General features: G+C 50.8%; 16 protein-coding genes. 9 read left to right on the forward strand and 7 right to left on the reverse strand.

Translation table 11 applies throughout. The features are described 5' to 3' along the window. Positions 1-11 precede the first annotated feature (11 nt). On the forward strand, positions 12-836 hold the full coding sequence (locus H615_RS0115355; RefSeq protein WP_027955977.1) for a protein phosphatase 2C domain-containing protein: 825 nt from the start codon (positions 12-14) through the stop codon (positions 834-836). 41 nt (positions 837-877) lie between these two features. On the opposite strand, the gene H615_RS0115360 is transcribed toward H615_RS0115355, so the two are convergent. From H615_RS0115360 to H615_RS0115385, 6 genes are all read right to left on the reverse strand, one after another. Continuing rightward, positions 878-1168, reverse strand: a complete 291-nt coding sequence (locus H615_RS0115360) for a hypothetical protein (RefSeq protein ID WP_027955978.1) — start codon at positions 1166-1168, stop codon at positions 878-880. Between the two features lie 20 nt (positions 1169-1188). After that, positions 1189-1359 (reverse strand): hypothetical protein, encoded by a 171-nt coding sequence (locus H615_RS22375; RefSeq protein WP_156896506.1) that lies wholly within the window; start codon positions 1357-1359, stop codon positions 1189-1191. 329 nt (positions 1360-1688) lie between these two features. Further along, entirely contained in the window at positions 1689-1823 is a 135-nt protein-coding gene (locus tag H615_RS22840; RefSeq protein WP_272917318.1) for a hypothetical protein, read from the reverse strand. 256 nt (positions 1824-2079) lie between these two features. Further along, entirely contained in the window at positions 2080-5184 is a 3105-nt protein-coding gene (locus H615_RS0115375) for an efflux RND transporter permease subunit (protein ID WP_027955979.1), read from the reverse strand. Between the two features lie 79 nt (positions 5185-5263). Beyond that, complete coding sequence (locus H615_RS0115380; protein WP_027955980.1) at positions 5264-6607, reverse strand: sensor histidine kinase; 1344 nt, start codon at positions 6605-6607, stop codon at positions 5264-5266. After that, positions 6604-7281 (reverse strand): response regulator transcription factor, encoded by a 678-nt coding sequence (locus tag H615_RS0115385; protein ID WP_027955981.1) that lies wholly within the window; start codon positions 7279-7281, stop codon positions 6604-6606. Before H615_RS0115385 ends, H615_RS0115380 begins: the two co-directional genes overlap by 4 nt. 314 nt (positions 7282-7595) lie before the next feature. Here H615_RS0115385 and H615_RS0115390 point away from each other — a divergent pair, with 314 nt between their 5' ends. Together H615_RS0115390 and H615_RS0115395 are read left to right on the forward strand one after the other, a co-directional pair. Next, on the forward strand, positions 7596-9017 hold the full coding sequence (locus tag H615_RS0115390) for a YfcC family protein (RefSeq protein ID WP_027955982.1): 1422 nt from the start codon (positions 7596-7598) through the stop codon (positions 9015-9017). Between the two features lie 28 nt (positions 9018-9045). Then, entirely contained in the window at positions 9046-10194 is a 1149-nt protein-coding gene (locus H615_RS0115395) for a M20 metallopeptidase family protein (protein ID WP_027955983.1), read from the forward strand. Between the two features lie 108 nt (positions 10195-10302). Here the strand turns inward: H615_RS0115395 and H615_RS0115400 are convergent, their stop codons facing one another. Then, complete coding sequence (locus tag H615_RS0115400; protein WP_206934754.1) at positions 10303-11088, reverse strand: SDR family NAD(P)-dependent oxidoreductase; 786 nt, start codon at positions 11086-11088, stop codon at positions 10303-10305. A 297-nt stretch (positions 11089-11385) separates the two neighbouring features. Here H615_RS0115400 and H615_RS0115405 point away from each other — a divergent pair, with 297 nt between their 5' ends. The 6 genes from H615_RS0115405 (at position 11386) to H615_RS0115430 (ending at position 17348) form a co-directional block, all read left to right on the forward strand. After that, entirely contained in the window at positions 11386-12021 is a 636-nt protein-coding gene (locus H615_RS0115405) for a 2OG-Fe(II) oxygenase (RefSeq protein ID WP_027955985.1), read from the forward strand. 144 nt (positions 12022-12165) lie between these two features. Then, complete coding sequence (locus H615_RS0115410; RefSeq protein ID WP_027955986.1) at positions 12166-13275, forward strand: GGDEF domain-containing protein; 1110 nt, start codon at positions 12166-12168, stop codon at positions 13273-13275. An 87-nt stretch (positions 13276-13362) separates the two neighbouring features. Further along, a complete protein-coding gene (locus H615_RS0115415; RefSeq protein ID WP_027955987.1) occupies positions 13363-14301 on the forward strand; it encodes an ABC transporter substrate-binding protein in 939 nt (312 codons plus the stop codon). Positions 14302-14334: 33 nt separating this feature from the next. Beyond that, on the forward strand, positions 14335-15324 hold the full coding sequence (locus H615_RS0115420) for a FecCD family ABC transporter permease (protein ID WP_027955988.1): 990 nt from the start codon (positions 14335-14337) through the stop codon (positions 15322-15324). Positions 15325-15339: 15 nt separating this feature from the next. Beyond that, positions 15340-16341 carry a FecCD family ABC transporter permease gene (locus tag H615_RS0115425; protein ID WP_027955989.1) on the forward strand — a complete coding sequence of 334 codons (1002 nt, stop codon included), beginning with the start codon at positions 15340-15342 and terminating at the stop codon, positions 16339-16341. Positions 16342-16478: 137 nt separating this feature from the next. Beyond that, positions 16479-17348, forward strand: a complete 870-nt coding sequence (locus H615_RS0115430) for an alpha/beta fold hydrolase (protein WP_035532403.1) — start codon at positions 16479-16481, stop codon at positions 17346-17348. Positions 17349-17433: the final 85 nt, after the last annotated feature.

Raw genomic sequence — 17433 nt, forward strand, 5'->3', positions numbered from 1 at the left:
AGAGTGGCCACATGGAGATGGTAGAAGCACTGACCCTGTCCAAAACAGGGAGGGAAGAAAACAATGAAGACGCTTATATGGTGACGGATGACTTTGCCGCCGTCATAGATGGGATGACGCCAAAAGAAAAGGATTTATACGGGGGCGTCTCTCCGGCAAGAATCGCTGTGAAGCAGATCGTGGAGACCATCCGGCATTTTCAGGCGGACGTTTCCATGGAAGAAGCGGCAGAGCAATTAGAAGCTGCTTTGAACGCCTATTACGTTGAGCACCAGCTTGTTGAAGAAGTCACAGTCCATCCTCACAAACGGATGGGAGCGAACCTGATTCTTTATTCAAAGCATCACATGGAAGTATGGATGATCGGTGACTGTCAGTGTATGCTGGACGGCCGGGTGGAGACGAATGAAAAACTGGTGGACCAGCTCCTTGCTGACATGCGCGTCCAGCTTCTGGACCGCTATCTCCAATCTTATTCAGTCGAGGACCTTGTGGAGCGCGACCTCAGCGCCCGTGATCTTGCACCGTTTCAAAAACAGCAGTACCTCTATCAAAACCTGCCGTCGGAATCACCGCTCGCTTACACGGTTGCCGACGGCTTTCCGATGAACAAAAGCGACATCAAAATTGTTCCGGCGGAGGGGGTGGAGGAGTTGGTTCTGGCCAGTGACGGATATCCTTCATTACTTCCAACCCTTGAAAAAACAGAACAACGACTGGCGGAGACTCTTGAGGAAGATCCGTTGTGCCATCGGGTTTTCCAATCCACCAAAGGGGTGCAGTCCCCACATATCTCCTACGATGACCGGACGTACGTAAGGATGAAGCTGTCATGACAAGAGCACCTGTGTCGATCGGCACAGGTGCTCTTCTTTTTTTATGAAGGAATGACGTTCCGCTTCTTTTTTCTAAAGGAAAAGAAAAAGGATAGGAGGATATACAAAACAACTCCAAGAAGAAAGGAAAGGCTGATTCCCGTCGCTGTTGCTGTTGCATACATTTCATGTTCATTTACTTCAATGAACCAAAGATTTCCGCCCATCCATTCAGGATCGGACAGGACATTTCGCCTCCCGGTCAGATGGAGGATGAAAGGGGACAGGAGGGTAAGAATGATATAAAGAATGGCCATTTTGAGCCCACCTCCACCGATCCTAAGCAGCTTCATTTACGATCAACTCCTTACCATCAGGATTTGAAATAGTGATAGGTGCGTATCATCCCTATCACAAGGAGAACGACTAAAGCGGTACCGTAAAAGAACGATTTAAATGTTTGGCTGAGCGAATGGATACGACTAATTGCAGCGGATCCTAAGACGAAAAAGATCAGGATGGGTATCAAGTATTTTTCTTTCATAAGCGGGCCTCCAGTGGCTGGGTTCCATCATCGACTTCGGTAATCTTAGTGTATCATAGGCTGCTTATAATGGAATTAAATCCCATTAAAGTTCTTTGGATGAGATAAAAAGTATTCCCCGCTCCTTATTAAAAAAGGTAGCGGGGGTTATCCTTACATCGCTTTTTTTGCTGGCGGAGATTCGATGCTTTCACCTGTTTCTGCTTCCGGAAGAAAACCTTCTAAGTTGTCTTCGTTACTGTAATTCCCTATCCTGCCATAGAAAACATCCCGGAAGTTAGATTTTTCGTTCTAACTTCCGGGGTGTACTACCAAAGAGCACTCTTTTATTAAAACAGTCTTTCGATACCCTGAGAAACTATGGCATAAAGGGGAATAACGACAGCAATCGTGCCACCGAACACTACATAAAATCGTTTTTTACTCATGTTGATTTCATTGGAATTGTCTCTTTTATCGCTCATTACAAAACCACCTTGTATAGAATTCCACCACCAGCAGGTGCCAAAGTGATGCACGTCACCAACGGCGATTCCACCGATAGCTCCAGATCTCCTTTGTATCTATTTATTTGGTCATTTTTTCATACTTAGATACTCTTTATAAAGTTTTTAGTAAAAAAATTATGATTTAATAACGAACGAAATTATCGAAGTTTAAGCAAAATAAGCCACATGATAAAAGAACCCGCAGACCTCAAAGGCCTGCGGGTTCCATCATCTATTCCATTCTCCGGAACTTCCCAACCGCATAATAGAAGACCGGTACAAAAATCAAGGTGAGCAGCGTCGATGTCGTCAGTCCACCGATGACCGTAATCGCAAGTCCTTTGGAAATCAGCCCGGAAGCCGAGTTCGAAAGGGCGAGCGGCACGAGAGCGAAAATCGTGGCCAGGGCGGTCATGAGAATCGGCCGGAGACGCGTACGGGACGCTTCGACGATCGCTTCTGTGAGCTCGTGTCCTTCGCGGCGGTTGCTTTCAACACGGTCAAGCAGCACGACGGCGTTGGTGACGACGATTCCGATCAGCATCAGCATTCCGATCATTGCGCTCATCGACAACGTCTGGCCGGATAGGAACAAGCCGGCGAGCGAGCCGATCGGGATGAAGATCAAGGAGGACAGGATGACAATCGGTGTCAGGATGCCTCCGAACGTAATGCTGAGTACAAGGAACACGAGTCCGACAGCAGCGGCCATGGCAAGCCCGAGGTCGGCAAAGCCTTCGTTGATCATTTCCAGTCCTCCGGTCAGATCCACTTCCACGCTGTCCGGCAGGGTGAGGGAATCGACATCGGCCTCCACGTCACGGGAAACGGCAGCGGTGTCGTCTCCGATGATCGTCGCGGAGACCGTGCTTGCCGTTTCACCATCCTGGTGCTTGATGGATTTCGGCACTTCTACTTCTTCAATCGAAGCGATTTCCTGCAGCTCTTTGGCACCGTCCTGTGTCATGATGGTATACGTTTCGATATCTGCCTTCGTTGTGAAGGCTTCATCGAAGGCAAGCTCCATCTCCCATTCCTCAGTGAGGGTGAGCGTGCCCCCATCAAGGGGCTGAAGCCGTTCGCGGATCGGCTGCATCAGCTGATACGGGCTCACGCCAAGCTCTCTGCCATCCTCATTAAGGGAGATATCGTATTTCGTCTGCGTATCCTCCATATCGTTGGATACATTCTTTAATTGATCGTTTTGTTCAAAAAGCTGGGCGACCTGGTTGGCGGCCTCTCTCAAATCTTCATTCTCATCACTGTACAGATTCACATCAATCGTATTGCCCGATGGCGGTCCATCCTGCTGGACTTCCGCAGCATTCACAACAGCATCCGGGTAGGCATCCTGCGCCTGGGCAAGCAGATCTTTCTCATAGTCGTTCATTACTTCATCGGCTTGGACGTCCTCCTGAAGCTGGACGTAGAAGCGGGCGATGTTTTCAGAAACCGATGCATTCATGCCTGGAAGCTGCCGCTGACTGGAAAAGCCGATGGATACCTGCGTGTAGTCGATCTGATCGTCATCCAGAAGGGTGGCTTCCATCGACTGCGCAAGCGCTGTCGTTTCTTCAAACGTCGTCTCATCCGGAAGGGTCAGTTCGACTTCGAACGTTTCACTGCCTTCACTCGGCAGGAACGATACTCCGAGTGCCGGAATGAAGGAGAACGATCCGAACAACAGAACAAACGAAAGGGTGAAGACGAGTCCTTTCTTCTTCAAGGATCCTCTTAGGAATTTCTCATACCATGTGGCCAGCCGGCTCGTTTTTTCCTCGTGCTTCACGTCCTTGAAGAAGAACTTGCCGAGTACAGGGATAAGCATGAGAGCGACCAGCAGGGAGATGGTGATCGAGAACACAACGGCGAGGCTGAACGGTCGGAAAAATTCGCCGAGAATACCGCCGACAAAGGCGAGCGGCAGGAAGACGATCAGGGTCGCAATCGTGGAAGAGGCGACAGCGCCGAGCACTTCCTTCGTCGCCTTGAAGACGACATCCCGCTGCTTCATTTCCGGATACTGCTGTTTCCAGCGGTAGATGTTCTCGATGACGACAATACTGTCATCGACGATTCGTCCGACGGCGACGGCCATACCACCGAGCGTCATAATGTTCAAGGTGTAATCAAATGTTTCAAGCAGGGCGATCGATCCGAGAATCGAAATCGGAAGCGACAGAATTGCGATGATCGTCGCCCGGATGTTTCTCAGGAAAAGCAGGATGACGATGACGGTGAACAAGGCACCGAATCCGCCTTCCTTCAACAGCGCGGAGATGGATTTGTTCACTTCTTCACCCTGGTCGAGGACGGTGTACAGCTCATAGCCGCTGTCATCCACTTCTTCATTCAAATGGGACTTCACCGCATCGGCAACGTCGGCTGTGTTGGCGTCCTGGGTTTTTGTTACTTCAATCAATACACTGTCTTCCCCGTTGAAGCGGGAGACTTCGCTGCGCTCGGTCACTTGAGTGATATCGGCGATTTCCCCGAGGGTCACTTCCTGAGGGGCTTCCGGCTGTGCAGCTGCATTTGCTTGTGCTCCTGCGGCAGCCTCAGACCCTGCATTTTGTGGTGGCTGCTGCTGTTGAGCACCGGCCGATGTAACCGGAATGGTGAGGTCTTCAAGAGCGGTCACATCATCAAGTGTTCCTGTGATTTCCACCGGTGTGGACAAACCGTCCTGTTGGAGGGATCCGGCGGGAAGCTTGTATTCGGACTGCTCAACAGCATCAAGGATGGAAGATAGTGTGAGTCCGTACGTGGTAGCTTCTTCTTCATCCACTTCGATCTGCAGCTTCGACTCCTCACTTCCCGTCACCTGGACACCTGCTACACCTTCAAGGTTTTCAAGCGTCGGAACGATCGTATCTTCTACATCAGCCTGAAGCGCCTGCAGGTCATCGGAGGAAAGCGCGGCCTGGTAGACTGGTGTCGAGTTGATCGACAGAGCGGTCACCTCGGTTTCGGCATCCTCCGGTGTCGTTACATCGGCGATTGCATTGGTGATGTCTGATTGAGCTTCTTCGATATCTTCACCGAATGGATAGGTGATGGTAATAAAAGACGCGTTCTCCTGAGATGTACTCGTAATCGCATCATAGTCCTCCATGTTCAGAAGGGCTTCCTCAAGAGGGGTGGTCACGTTTTCCTCCACTTCCTCCGTCGAGGCGTTCGGATAGACTGTCTGGACCGTCAGAACAGGAAAGCTGACGTCCGGGAAGGTTTCCACTTTGATTTTGTTCGTCGCAAAGATTCCCATGGCGATCACAAGGACCGTCAGAATCAGGATGGCGACCGTATTTTTCAAGCTGAATTTTGTTAACCAGTTCATACATCATGGCTCCTTTTTCAAGATGGTAGCCTCATCATAAAACCGTTGTATGAACTGAATATGAACAACCAAAATTTTTTCAGCGGCGGGGGAGATGGATAGTGAAAGCTGCGCCCTCTCCGGGACGGCTCGTCACTTGGATGGTTCCGTCGTGAAGCTGGACGATTCTTTCGGCGATCGATAAGCCGAGGCCGCTTCCGCCTTGTTTTCTCGTCCTTGATTTGTCCGCTTTGTAAAAACGCTCGAAAATCCGCTGCTGATCCTCGGGGCTCATGCCTTCACCGTCATCTATGATGGTCACTTCCGCACCATCTTCATCGGCCTTCAAACGGACGGCAATCGTCCCTTCCGTCTGTGTATGGCGGATAGCGTTGCTGAGGATGTTCACCCACACCTGCTCGAGCTGGTCGGCATCTCCATAAAGGCTGCAATCCTCAAGATCTGCGTCGATGGTGATTTTTTTATCCGACCACTGCGGCTCCATGTGGGCGAGCACCCGGCGGAGCTGTTCATCCAGCTTGTAGAAGGATGGCTCATACGGCGGGTGGTCGCTGTCGAGAGTGGCAAGCTTCAATAAATTGTGACTGAGGACTGACAGACGGCGGCTTTCCTTTTCGATGATGTCGTAGTAGGCCTGCCTGCTTTCCTCGTCCGTAACAACGCCATCCTTCAAAGCCCGGGCAAAGCCTTGGATGGATGTGAGCGGTGACTGGATTTCATGCGAGACGTTGGAAACGAACTGCTGGCGCATGCCGTCCAGTTCACCGAGGCCGTGGGCCATCTGATTGAAGCTGTGGGCCAGGCTGCCGAGCTCATCCTTCCGCTTTGTCTCCACTTGGACATCGAAGTTGCCTTTGGCAAGCTCGCCAGCCGTTTCCGTCATCGCTTTGATCGGTCTGACAATCCAGCGTGTCGAAAGAATGAATACGAAGCTTCCAATCAATAGAACGGTCAGGAAAAGGATTAGGACGATCTGACGGAAGCCTTCGAAAAAGAATTCAAAATCCGGCCGTAGGAACAACGCGTAGGAGCTGCCGTCCTTTTCAAAAGGGAGTCCGATGTTGATCCGTGGAGGAAGAAGGTACTCATTGTGGACGTCGCCGTTCAGAACGCGCTCGACGTCGGCCTGATCGATATCCCAGTCCTGTCCTTCCTCGTAATAAAGGCTTTCCTCCGCATCGTCCTTAAACAGCAACACTTCAAAACTGCCCGAGCTCATAGCGTCGAGATAGAGGTCGGCATCGGTGTCGGGCTCTTTTTTATACAGCTCGATGAACTCCTTCCCGATATTCACCATCTGGGTTTCCAGTTTCTCTGCCACCTGCAGGGCGTGGAGCCGTCCGGAAATCGAAAACGTGATGACGAGCCCGATGACGATGGCAGCGATGAATGTAACGACAATTTGAGCATACAAGCTTTTCAAGACGTGACCTCCTCCATCCGGTAGCCGACACCGCGGATCGTCTTCACGGATATGCGGGCGCCTTTTTTCTTCAGTTTGTCGCGGATCCGTTTGATATGAACGTCAACGGTGCGGTCATCGCCCTCGTACTCGAATCCCCATATCCGCTCTATCAGCTGGTTGCGGGTGAAAATCTGCTCCGGATAGGACGCGAGGGTATACAGCAGCTCGAATTCCTTCAGCGGCCACAGTTCACTCTCTCCGTTGATGGTGATCGTTTTGTTCGTTTCGTTGAGCGTGACATTGCCGGCTTCAATGGTTTGGGAGGCACGGATGTGGTAGCGTCGCAGCAGGGCTTTGATCCGCATCATCAGCTCCACGGGCTCGAACGGCTTCACGATGTAATCGTCGGTCCCGAGTTCGAATCCTTTCACTTTATCCTGGACTTCGCCCTTTGCTGTCACCATAAGAACCGGGATTTCATAGAAACGGCGGATTTCTGTGCACAGCTCATAGCCGTCCATGTTCGGCATCATCACGTCGATGACAGCGAGGTCGACGGCGGTGGAGCCGAGCACGTCAAGCGCCTGCTCGCCATCATCAGCGGTCAGCGCTTCGTACCCTTCGTTTTTTATGTACATGGTGATCAGCTGCTGAATATGCGGATCGTCGTCGACGACGAGAATATGGATCATCAGCCGTCCTCCTTGCTTCCTTTTTTAGTTGTAGTGTACCACAGCCGTCTCATCTGCTTCCGCCTTCTTTTGGAAGGATCTTCATTTTTTCTGCCATCGATTGGGAAAAGGGGCTTGCAAAATCTATGAATGTGAAATACAATAATATGAATAAAAATTCATAGATTCACACATCAGGACAAACAGACAGCCAGACACTCAGTGGTAGGATACAAGCGAAGCGTGAATTCAATATGTATAGAGGAAATGAGTATGGTTCAGCAGCGGGTCCTCGCTGCTTTTTTGTTTGGATAGAAAAAGAGGGGGAGCACAACATGTTACAGAATGAAAAACAGACCGCCCGGGAGCCACAGCAGAAACAGGAGAACAAAGGCATCAACATCAATGCTTTTGTACTGATTTTCTCTGTGATCGTCCTGGCCGCCATCTTGACGTACATCGTACCGGCAGGAGAGTATGAAAGGGTCGACCAGGACGGCCGTACTGTCGTCGTACCCGATTCATTCCAATTCACTGACCAGTCGCCGGTCGGATTTTTTGAAATTTTCACAAGCGTTCATACAGGGCTCGTCAATAGCGCGGGCATCATCTTTTTCGTATTGATCGTCGGAGGATCTTTCGGGATCTTAAGTGCGACAGGAGCGCTTGATGCGTTGATCCATACGCTGACGAAGAAGCTTGGCGACAAGGAACTGCTTTTGATTCCGGTACTGACGCTTTTGTTTGCGGTAATGGGTTCTTTGATGGGGCTTGCAGAGGAGACCATCATATACATAGCCATCATCGTGCCGCTGGCGATGTCGCTCGGATTTGATGCGATCGTCGGTTATGCGGTGGTCGCCCTGGGGGCGAACATCGGCTTTATGAGTGCCTTGACCAATCCGTTCAACGTCGGTGTGGCCCAGAGTGTCGCAGAACTGCCGGTGTTTTCCGGGATGGGGCTGCGTCTCGTGCTGCTGGCCACCTTTTACGTAGCTGCCGTGCTTTATATTTACCGCTATGCGAGAAAAGTGAAGAAAAATCCGGAGCTCCGCTACATGGGGACGTTTTCGGAGAACAAGCCGAAAATGGCCGGGCCGGCGAAGCTTGAAACGCGGCACAAAGTGATTTTGACCATTTTCCTATTGAACTTCGTCGTGCTGATTTACGGCGTACTTGAGCTTGGCTGGTACATTACGGAAATCGCTGCTTTATTCCTGTTGTTCGGGATCATCGTGGGGGCAATCGGAAAATTGAAGCCGAACGAAATGGCCGACAGCTTGATGGACGGGGCGAAGAAAGTGATGACAGGAGCCTTAATCATCGGGTTCGCTCAGGCGATTCTCGTTGTCTTCCAGGAAGGACTGCTGATGGATTCGGTCCTTTATTTTGCATCTTCCGTATTGAACCAGCTGCCTCCGGTATTCAACGCAGCCGGCATGTTTTTCGTCCAGCTGTTCTTGAATTTCCTGATCCCATCCGGAAGCGGGCAGGCGGCGCTTACGATGCCGATCATGGCGCCGCTCGCCGACCTTGTTGGAGTAACGAGGCAGACAGCTGTTCTCGCTTTCCAGCTCGGGGACGGGATTTCCAATACGATCTTCCCGACCTCCGGCGTCTTGATTGCCGGCCTTGCGATGGCGGGGATTCCTTATACGAAGTGGGCGAAATGGGTCTTCCCATTCATCCTTATTGAAGTGGGACTCGCGCTTGTATTTTTATTCATCGCCCACGTCATCCAGTACGGTCCATTCTGATCAGTCTTATTAACGGGAGGAAGATATCATGACACATACGACAGCTGAATTGAGCCAATGGACGGTCGAACAGCGCCGTCATTTCCATAAACATCCGGAGCTTTCCGGGCAAGAACACAACACCGCCGCCTATGTGAAGGAGCTTCTTGAGGAGTTCGGCATTCCCCTGCTTGACGGCTTCACAGCACCGAACGTCGTGGCGTTCTTCAAAGGAACCGAAGGGAGCCGGACGGTGGCCTTGAGAGCCGACATGGACGCCCTGCCGGTTCACGAGCAGGTGGAAAAGCCGTTCTCTTCCACCGTTCCCGGCGTGATGCACGCCTGCGGTCACGATGCCCACACGGCGACACTGCTTGGAGCAGCGAAGTGGATGAGTGAGCATCCGGAGCTTGTGAAAAACAATATTGTGCTCATTTTCCAAAGCTCCGAGGAGGAATCGCCGAGTGGTGCCCAGCAGCTCGTCAAAGACGGAGTGCTCCAAGGCGTGGATGCCATCTACGGCCTGCACTACATGTCCAATGTAGCATTGGGGAAAGTCGGCTTTGCGGAAGGCTTTTCGATGGCTTCCAGTGACGATTTTGACATCGTCATCGAAGGAAACGGCGGCCACGGCGGCATTCCGCAGGATACGGTCGATCCGATTTATGTTGCGACACACTTGATCCAGAGCTTTCAGTCGATCATCAGCCGGAACCTGAATCCTTTTCACCCGGGCGTCATTTCGTTCGGCAAGATGGAATCGGGAAATTCCTATAATGTTATCCCCGATCAGGTGACACTGAAAGGGACGATCCGTGCACTCAGCTTTGAAGGTCAGGAGCTGATGTACAAGCGGACGGTCGAGCTGACAGAAAAAATCAGCGACAGCTTCGGCGCTGTCGGCCACTACCATTACATCGAAGGCACGCCGCCGGTGTACAACCATCCGGAAGCCTGTGCTACGGCCCGCGACATCATCCAGTCGACGTTCGGAGACGATGTGTTCACAGAGGTCGAACCGACGATGGGAGCGGAAGACTTCGGCTATTACTTGAAGGAGAAAACCGGAGCTTTCATTAATGTCGGGATGGAAGGGGAGAAGAGTGCGTATCCCCATCACCATCCAAAGTTTGATGTGGATGAAGATACCATTCCGACAGGGCTTGAGCTGATGATTCAGCTGGCTTTGAGAGGATAATAGAAACGTATTCTCTAATCCTGCTGAAGGTGAGGAGTGAGAAAAAGGGATGACCCTCTGTTTAAACAGAAGGTCATCCCTTTTTACTCTATAATACTGGAAGAAGTATCACTGTTGAGGCTTCGCTTTTTCCGCATGCTTGGCTGCCAGAACATCTTCAGCTGTGCGTTTATTTTCCTCGGCTTCTTTTTTCGTCGCTTCATCTCCACCGACGACTTGATCCACTTTGTTTTTTAGTGCTTCATATCCCTGCTTGGCGACTAGTTCTTTATCATTTTTGTTGTTCTCGTCTCCGAAGTACGTAGAATCCATACCGGCATTGTGGTGGAAGCTTGTGTTTGTGGCACCAGGAAGCATGGCGGTCACATTGACGCCGGTTTCTTTCAGCTCTTCTCTTAATGCTTCGGCAAACATGAATCCGAATGCTTTGGATGGACCGTAGACCGTTTCGTAAGGGGTAGGCAGTGTCGCCGATACCGAAGAAACGATCATGATGTCGCCTGCTTGATTCGGAACCATATGCTGAACGACGCGCTTAGCCATATGGACGGTTCCCGAAACATTGATGTCGATGAGCTTCAACTCTTCTTGTAGATCATTTTCCAAGAAGGAGCCTCCCATGCCGATGCCGACATTGAGAACAGCCGCATCCAGGTTTCTTCCCTTGTTTTTCACAAACTGCCAGAAAGCCTCCACCCCATCATACGTCGATGCATCCGCCTGGAATGGATAAGCTTCCACTCCTAATTCTTCAATTTCCTCTGCGGATTGATAGATGGTTTCACTGGACCCGGACATAGCCACGTCATAGCCATCATTCGCAAATAATTTAGCCAGTTCAAAACCGAGCCCTGATGTAGATCCTGTGATCATTACTAATTTTCTATCTGTCATTCTCATCACTCCTCATCAATAAATCCTTACTCTATCAGCTTTTATATACGGCAAGCTTCTGCATATGAAAGGTAGTTTCCCACAGTCTGGCTGTATCAAACATAAAGGAGCGACTTGGAGCGAGGGTGAATGGACATGTACAGGGAAGGCATTTGGACCCGTTTTGACTTTCTTTTGAAAAATTAAGGAAATTTAAGTAAGAAGATGGTAGAATATTTCTCATATCCTGAAAATCTATTCAGGTAAGAACGCTATTTTGAAAGCGTTTCATCATTATGGAGAAAAGGTGAAGCACACGTGAATTTGCAAGTGAAAGAAGTATCTATTTTCGATCATACGGGAAACCGAATTGTAACCGACGACCGCGAGATTTCTGTGATTGCGAAGATGGAGGATCCGAAAATCGTCATTCTGGGAAATGTGGTCAGTGATGAAGAATGCGAGAACCTCATCCAGCTGTCGAAGGACCGGATGGATCGTTCCAAAATCGGCTCCAGCCGTGATGTGAGCGAGATCCGGACGAGCAGCAGCACATTTATTCCGGAAGACGATGTGAAGGCACGAGTCGAGAAGCGGATTGCGCAGATCATGAATGTACCCGTCGAACATGGAGAAGGACTTCACATGTTGAACTATAAACCGGGCCAGGAATATAAGGCCCACTATGATTATTTCCGTGCCAGCTCAAGAGCGGCGGCCAACCCGCGCATTTCAACGCTCGTGATTTACTTGAACGATGTTGAGGAAGGCGGAGAGACGTATTTTCCGCATATGAATCTATCGGTATCCCCGCAAAAAGGGATGGCGGTCTACTTTGAATATTTCTACAATGATATGGAGCTCAATGAACGGACGCTTCACGGTGGATCGCCGGTGATTGAAGGAGAAAAGTGGGCGGCAACGATGTGGGTGAGACGTAAGCAGTATAAATAAACCAGACACCTTCCTAATACAGGAGGGTGTTTTTTTAACCTTTTTGTTCATTATAATGCTTTGACGAGTCTGAATTTTCGGAGTATGATATAGAAAAATAGGCGGAAAGCACCACGAAAGGCATAGAAAAAGAGGAGCAGGGTGATGGACTATTTTGTACAGTTCCAGTTGAACGTATTTGCGCTTCTTTGTCTGGCTGTCCTGTATGTCATAATGAGAACGAAATCCAAGGTGGAAAGTTTCGGAAAACGCCTGCTCCGGATGATTATGGCCGCGACTGCCGCGGCTGTCATCCTTGAACCGCTGACGTGGATCTTCGACCGGAAGCTTTTTTTCGGAGCGTATCTGCTGGAGTACTGGACGAACTTCGGCTTGTTTCTCATCGGCCCTGTCCTCGGTGGTCTGATGCTTTCGTATGTCGATTATCATCTCTTCAAAGCCCCTTCGCGTGTGTATAAGAAGCTGTTTTATCAGCACATGACCATCTTCACGTTCGTTGTTCTCCTGATCAATGTATTTTACCCTGTTTACTTTGATGTGGACCCTGTCGTCAACGGTTTCAGCAGCGGACCGCTCAAAGAATTTCACTACCTCATCCTTGCGGGCATTTACATCTCCATGTTCCGGTTATTGATTAAAAACAAACCAAGAGTCAGCCGCTCGACGTACTGGATTTTCACGGTTTTCTTCGCGCTGCCGATTGCCGGCATGGTTGTCCAGCTGTTCGATTCCAAGCTGTACTTTTCGTGGACCTCGATTGTACTTGGAATTCTCGTCGCCTATACGTTTTTGGAATCGACGACGTCAGAACAGGATTTCCTCACCAAACTGTACAACCGGCAGAGCTATGAAATCTACCTCAATCATATGATCGAAATCCGCCGGCCTTTCGGGATCATTCTCATCGATCTCGACCATTTTAAGGAAATCAATGACCATTTCGGCCACCAGCAGGGCGACCAGGTGCTCCTCGAGTTTGCGAGGGTGCTGGAGAAAACGTTCAAAAACCATGGGCTGCCGGCACGAATCGGAGGCGATGAGTTCGTGATCGTGCTTCATGATGAGGGGCGTCCGGTCAGGGATTACGTGAAGGAGATGTCTGCCCGGCTGAAGACGTACGAGGATCCGTTCATCCGAAACCTTCAGTTCAGCTATGGATGGTCCTGTTATGAAGAGGGCATGTCGATGGAAGAACTGTATACGTCAGCCGATCAGAAGATGTATAAGGATAAGCGGGAAGGGCGCCTCATGTGAGCCCTCCTGCTTTTTTTATATTGCATAATCCAGAGCAGTTGGTGTAACATTGATAATCATTATCAGTTTACATAAGGAGGAAGTTATATGAAATCGTGGTTGAAGTGGTTTGGGATCGTTCTCATCCTTGTCGTGGCAGCTGCCTGCTCCCAGCAGGATGAAGAATCTGCTGCATCAGAAGAAACAGAAGGAATCGAGGTTCAGCATGAGCTTGGTACGACGACTGTACCTGAAAACGCTGAAGATGTCGTCACTCTGGAGCTTGGAGTGACAGAAACGGTCGCTGCACTGGGGATAAAACCTGTCGGGGTTGCGGATGATGACCGCCCGGAACGGATTGCCGCATCAACGATGGAAGTCATTGAAGGCTACAAATCTGTAGGCGCGCGCTCTGAGCCCAGCTTGGAACTGATCCGTACGCTTCAGCCGGATGTGATTATTGCGGATGTGGACCGCCATGAGGCCATTTACGAAGAACTGAGCGCGATTGCACCAACCGTGGCCGTCGTGAACGATACAGCCGATTATCAGGATGTGTTAACGGCTACAGAAACGATTGGGAAAGCGCTGGATCGTGAAGATGAAACGGAAGTGCTTCTCGATGAGCACCAGACGATGCTCAATGATTTGCAGGAAATCCTCGAGGGTGTGGAAGGAACTGTCCTGCAGGCGCAGTATACGGAAAGCAATATCTTCGGAGCTCCGACATCCTCCTTCTTTATGCCGAGCTTCATGGAGGAAGCCGGACTGAATTATGCGCTCCAGAACGAAGAGGAGACTTCTGAGGATCTGACTATTGAACAGCTTTTGAAAATAGATCCGGACACGCTTCTTTTGACGAAGAACGAAGATGATCCTTCCGTGAAGGAACAACTGAAGGATGATAAGCTGTGGAACCAGCTGACAGCCGTGAAGGAAGACCGTGTCTTTGAGCTGGACCACAATGATTGGTCCCGCCGCCGCAGTATTCCAGCAGTCAACGAGCAGATGGACCAACTGAAGGAAATAATTGCGTCCCAGAAGTGACCGCATTGAAATTTTTAAACCGTAGGTGAGTATATGCGTGCCCGGAAACTCATGCTTGTATATGGAACATCTTTTTTACTATTGCTGGCGGGGGCCTGGTTTTCCTTGAAGATCGGCGCCTTCTCCTTTAAAACCGAAGAGCTTGTTCGCTTCCTGCAGGAAGGTGGCTCAACGAATGAAGCACTCGTCTTATACGATGTGCGTCTTCCGCGACTGATCACCGCTGTTCTTGTAGGAGCCAACATGGCCGTCGCCGGGGCGCTTGTCCAGAGTCTCACTCAGAACCCGCTGGCCTCTCCGAGTGTCCTCGGTATTAATGCCGGTGCATCGTTTTTCGTGGTCGCCGGCATCCTTTTCATGCCGTCTCTGACAGGACTATCTCTTGTCGGTGCCGGCTTTTTAGGTGGAGCGCTCGCTGCCGGTGTCATTTTCCTGATGAGTGCTATTCTTCAGGGCGGGCGGATGCTTGTGAAAATAGCCCTCGTCGGTGTCGTCATCCAGTCGCTGTTCGCCTCCGGGACACAGTCGTTGATGCTGTTCAATGAAGAGTCGATCCACCAGATACTCGTCTGGCTCACAGGGACCGTCGCGGGTTCCACTTGGGAGGATGTGAGGATTCTTCTTCCGTTGACGCTCCTTGGTCTGATTACGGCAGTCATCATGTCAAAAGCCTTGTCCGTGATGTCACTGGGAGAGGATGTCGCCCGCGGTCTTGGACAGCAGGTACGCCTTCAGAAAACTGCTGTTACCCTCCTCGTCGTCGTGCTGGCAGGAGCGTCCGTAGCTTTTACAGGACCGATCGGATTTGTCGGGCTGATCGTTCCGCACATCGTCCGTTACCTTGTCGGGCCCCGGCATGCGCTGGTTCTTCCGGCAAGTGCCCTGATCGGAGCAGCTCTTCTCGTCCTGGCCGATGTAGGGTCGCGGTTTATTTCCTTCCCGTCTGAAACACCGGTCGGAATCGTTACAGCCTTGATTGGTGCTCCTTATTTTATTTATCTCGCCCGAAAGACTCAACGTTAGAAAGGAAACCCATGTATGCTGAGACGTCATCCATCTTTTATTCTTACCGTTACGACTACAGCTGTCTTGATCCTCGCCATCATCAACGTCGGAATCGGTGATGTTTTTATCCCGCCTTTGGAAATCGTGCAGATGCTGATTGGACAGGGAGACGCAGATCTTCGATATATCGTGTTCAACTATCGGGCACCGCGGATCGTTCTTGCTGTGCTGGTGGGTGGGTCTCTGGCTGTAGCCGGTGTGATCATGCAGACGATATTGAATAACTCACTGGCGGCCCCCGATACGCTCGGAGTTTCCGGAGGAGCGGCGGTGACAGCACTTGTTACAGCGAGCCTTCTTCCGTCTATGTCGATCACGTCTGTGAGTTTAGCGGCCTTCATCGGGGGAGCAGCTGCCGCATTTATCGTCTATGCCTTGGCTTATAAAGACGGAGCCAATCCAGTCCGGCTCGCCCTTGTCGGCGTCTCGGTCAGCGCCCTCTGCAGCTCCGGCGTCGAGCTTAGTCTATTGAAGCTCGACGCCAACGCCCAGACGTCCCTGCTCTGGCTTAACGGAAGCCTGTTCGGTCGCACATGGGATCAAGTGCTGACGCTTGCACCAATCACATTCGGCATCGTTATAGTCCTGCTGTTGTTTACAAAAACGCTGGACTCCTTGAAGCTCGGCGGACAAATCGCGATGGGCCTTGGCGTGTCCGTGGAAAAAATGAAGATGCTCCTGCTCGGATTGAGCACCCTGCTGACGGGTGTCAGCGTGTCAGCTGTTGGGATGATCGGCTTCGTCGGTCTCATCAGCCCCCATATTACGAGGCAGCTTGTCGGCCTGCAGCACCGCTATGTTCTGCCTGGAGCGGCCCTCGTCGGAAGTTTTCTTCTCCTGTTGGCGGATACGATCGGCCGCAGTGTGCTGCAGCCGCTGGAAATCCCAGCCGGCATCGTCATTTCCCTGATTGGAGCCCCATACTTTTTGTTTCTGCTTTATCAGGAATCTAGACAAGGGAAAAGAGGAGCCTGAAGGACTGGTCATACACAGTCCTTTTTTCTTGGGTTTTAATTCCTATTTTTCCAAATCCGCTGCCTTCTCGTTTGTGAAATTCATCCAAGAGGCGTAATGTGTCTCGATGATAGAATGTTCAGAAAGGGTGGATAGCGATGTGGAAAGAAGATTACGTCACCATCAATGACGTGGACCTGCACTATGTTACAGCCGGAGAGGGGGAGCTCATGCTGTTTCTGCACGGCTTTCCTTACTTCTGGTACAACTGGCACCATCAGATCGAAGAATTCTCCAAGGATTATAAAGTGGTAGCTGTCGATATGCGTGGCTACAACCTGTCGGACAAACCGGAGGATATGGCTTCCTATGACATGTCGATCCTCGTGGATGATGTGAAAAAGCTGATTGAAGCGTTTGGGGAAAAGGAATGCATTCTCGTCGGCCATGACTGGGGCGGAGCGGTCGCATGGACACTTGCCTACACAAGTCCGGGATACATCAGCAGACTGATCATGTTTGATGCGCCGCACCCGTACACATTCCGCCGTGAGCTGGCTGAAAACCCGGCGCAGCGAGAGGCCTCAAGCTATATGGGTTATTTCCAGCGCCCGGATTCCCACGAGCGTCTGTTAGCCAACGATGGAGAGAAACTGCGCAAGATGCTGTTTGATCCACTCGTGGCAAAAGGGGCGATGACCGAGGCGGAGGTCGAGAAGTACATAGAGGCTTGGAAGCAGCCCGGCGCTATGAAGGCGATGCTTCATTATTACCGCGCCATCTCGTTCTATCCGTTTGAAGATCATGTGAAGCAGCCGGTACAGCTGCCTTATGAACAGTTTGATCAACCGGTGCTCCAGTTCTGGGGTGATGCAGACGCCGCTTTTGAAAACAGCAACCTCGACGGGATGGAAAACTACCTGTCTGATCTCACCATCCACCGCTTCCCAGGTGTCGGCCATGCGCCGCATCTTGAAAAACCGGAGGAAGTGAACCGGTTGATGCGTGAATTTTTAGCGGAGAAATAACAGAAAGGCCGTTCCTGCATGGGACGGCCTTTTGGCTTTAGAGGTTTCTCTACAAGCTTTTTTCTTTCTTGCCGCCAGGAGCGTT

Origin of the sequence: Halobacillus kuroshimensis DSM 18393, from assembly GCF_000425705.1 — a bacterium.
Lineage (GTDB): Bacteria > Bacillota > Bacilli > Bacillales > Halobacillaceae > Halobacillus > Halobacillus kuroshimensis.

Bases quoted from the DNA above. Each gene is read 5' to 3' on its own strand.
- H615_RS0115355 (WP_027955977.1), top strand. From the start codon at position 12: ATGGAGATGGTAGAAGCACTGACCCTGTCCAAAACAGGGAGGGAAGAA.
- H615_RS0115360 (WP_027955978.1), bottom strand. From the start codon at position 1,168: ATGAAGCTGCTTAGGATCGGTGGAGGTGGGCTCAAAATGGCCATTCTT.
- H615_RS22375 (WP_156896506.1), bottom strand. From the start codon at position 1,359: ATGAAAGAAAAATACTTGATACCCATCCTGATCTTTTTCGTCTTAGGA.
- H615_RS22840 (WP_272917318.1), bottom strand. From the start codon at position 1,823: ATGAGCGATAAAAGAGACAATTCCAATGAAATCAACATGAGTAAAAAA.
- H615_RS0115375 (WP_027955979.1), bottom strand. From the start codon at position 5,184: ATGAACTGGTTAACAAAATTCAGCTTGAAAAATACGGTCGCCATCCTG.
- H615_RS0115385 (WP_027955981.1), bottom strand. From the start codon at position 7,281: ATGATCCATATTCTCGTCGTCGACGACGATCCGCATATTCAGCAGCTG.
- H615_RS0115390 (WP_027955982.1), top strand. From the start codon at position 7,596: ATGTTACAGAATGAAAAACAGACCGCCCGGGAGCCACAGCAGAAACAG.
- H615_RS0115395 (WP_027955983.1), top strand. From the start codon at position 9,046: ATGACACATACGACAGCTGAATTGAGCCAATGGACGGTCGAACAGCGC.
- H615_RS0115400 (WP_206934754.1), bottom strand. From the start codon at position 11,088: ATGACAGATAGAAAATTAGTAATGATCACAGGATCTACATCAGGGCTC.
- H615_RS0115410 (WP_027955986.1), top strand. From the start codon at position 12,166: ATGGACTATTTTGTACAGTTCCAGTTGAACGTATTTGCGCTTCTTTGT.
- H615_RS0115415 (WP_027955987.1), top strand. From the start codon at position 13,363: ATGAAATCGTGGTTGAAGTGGTTTGGGATCGTTCTCATCCTTGTCGTG.
- H615_RS0115420 (WP_027955988.1), top strand. From the start codon at position 14,335: ATGCGTGCCCGGAAACTCATGCTTGTATATGGAACATCTTTTTTACTA.
- H615_RS0115425 (WP_027955989.1), top strand. From the start codon at position 15,340: ATGCTGAGACGTCATCCATCTTTTATTCTTACCGTTACGACTACAGCT.
- H615_RS0115430 (WP_035532403.1), top strand. From the start codon at position 16,479: ATGTGGAAAGAAGATTACGTCACCATCAATGACGTGGACCTGCACTAT.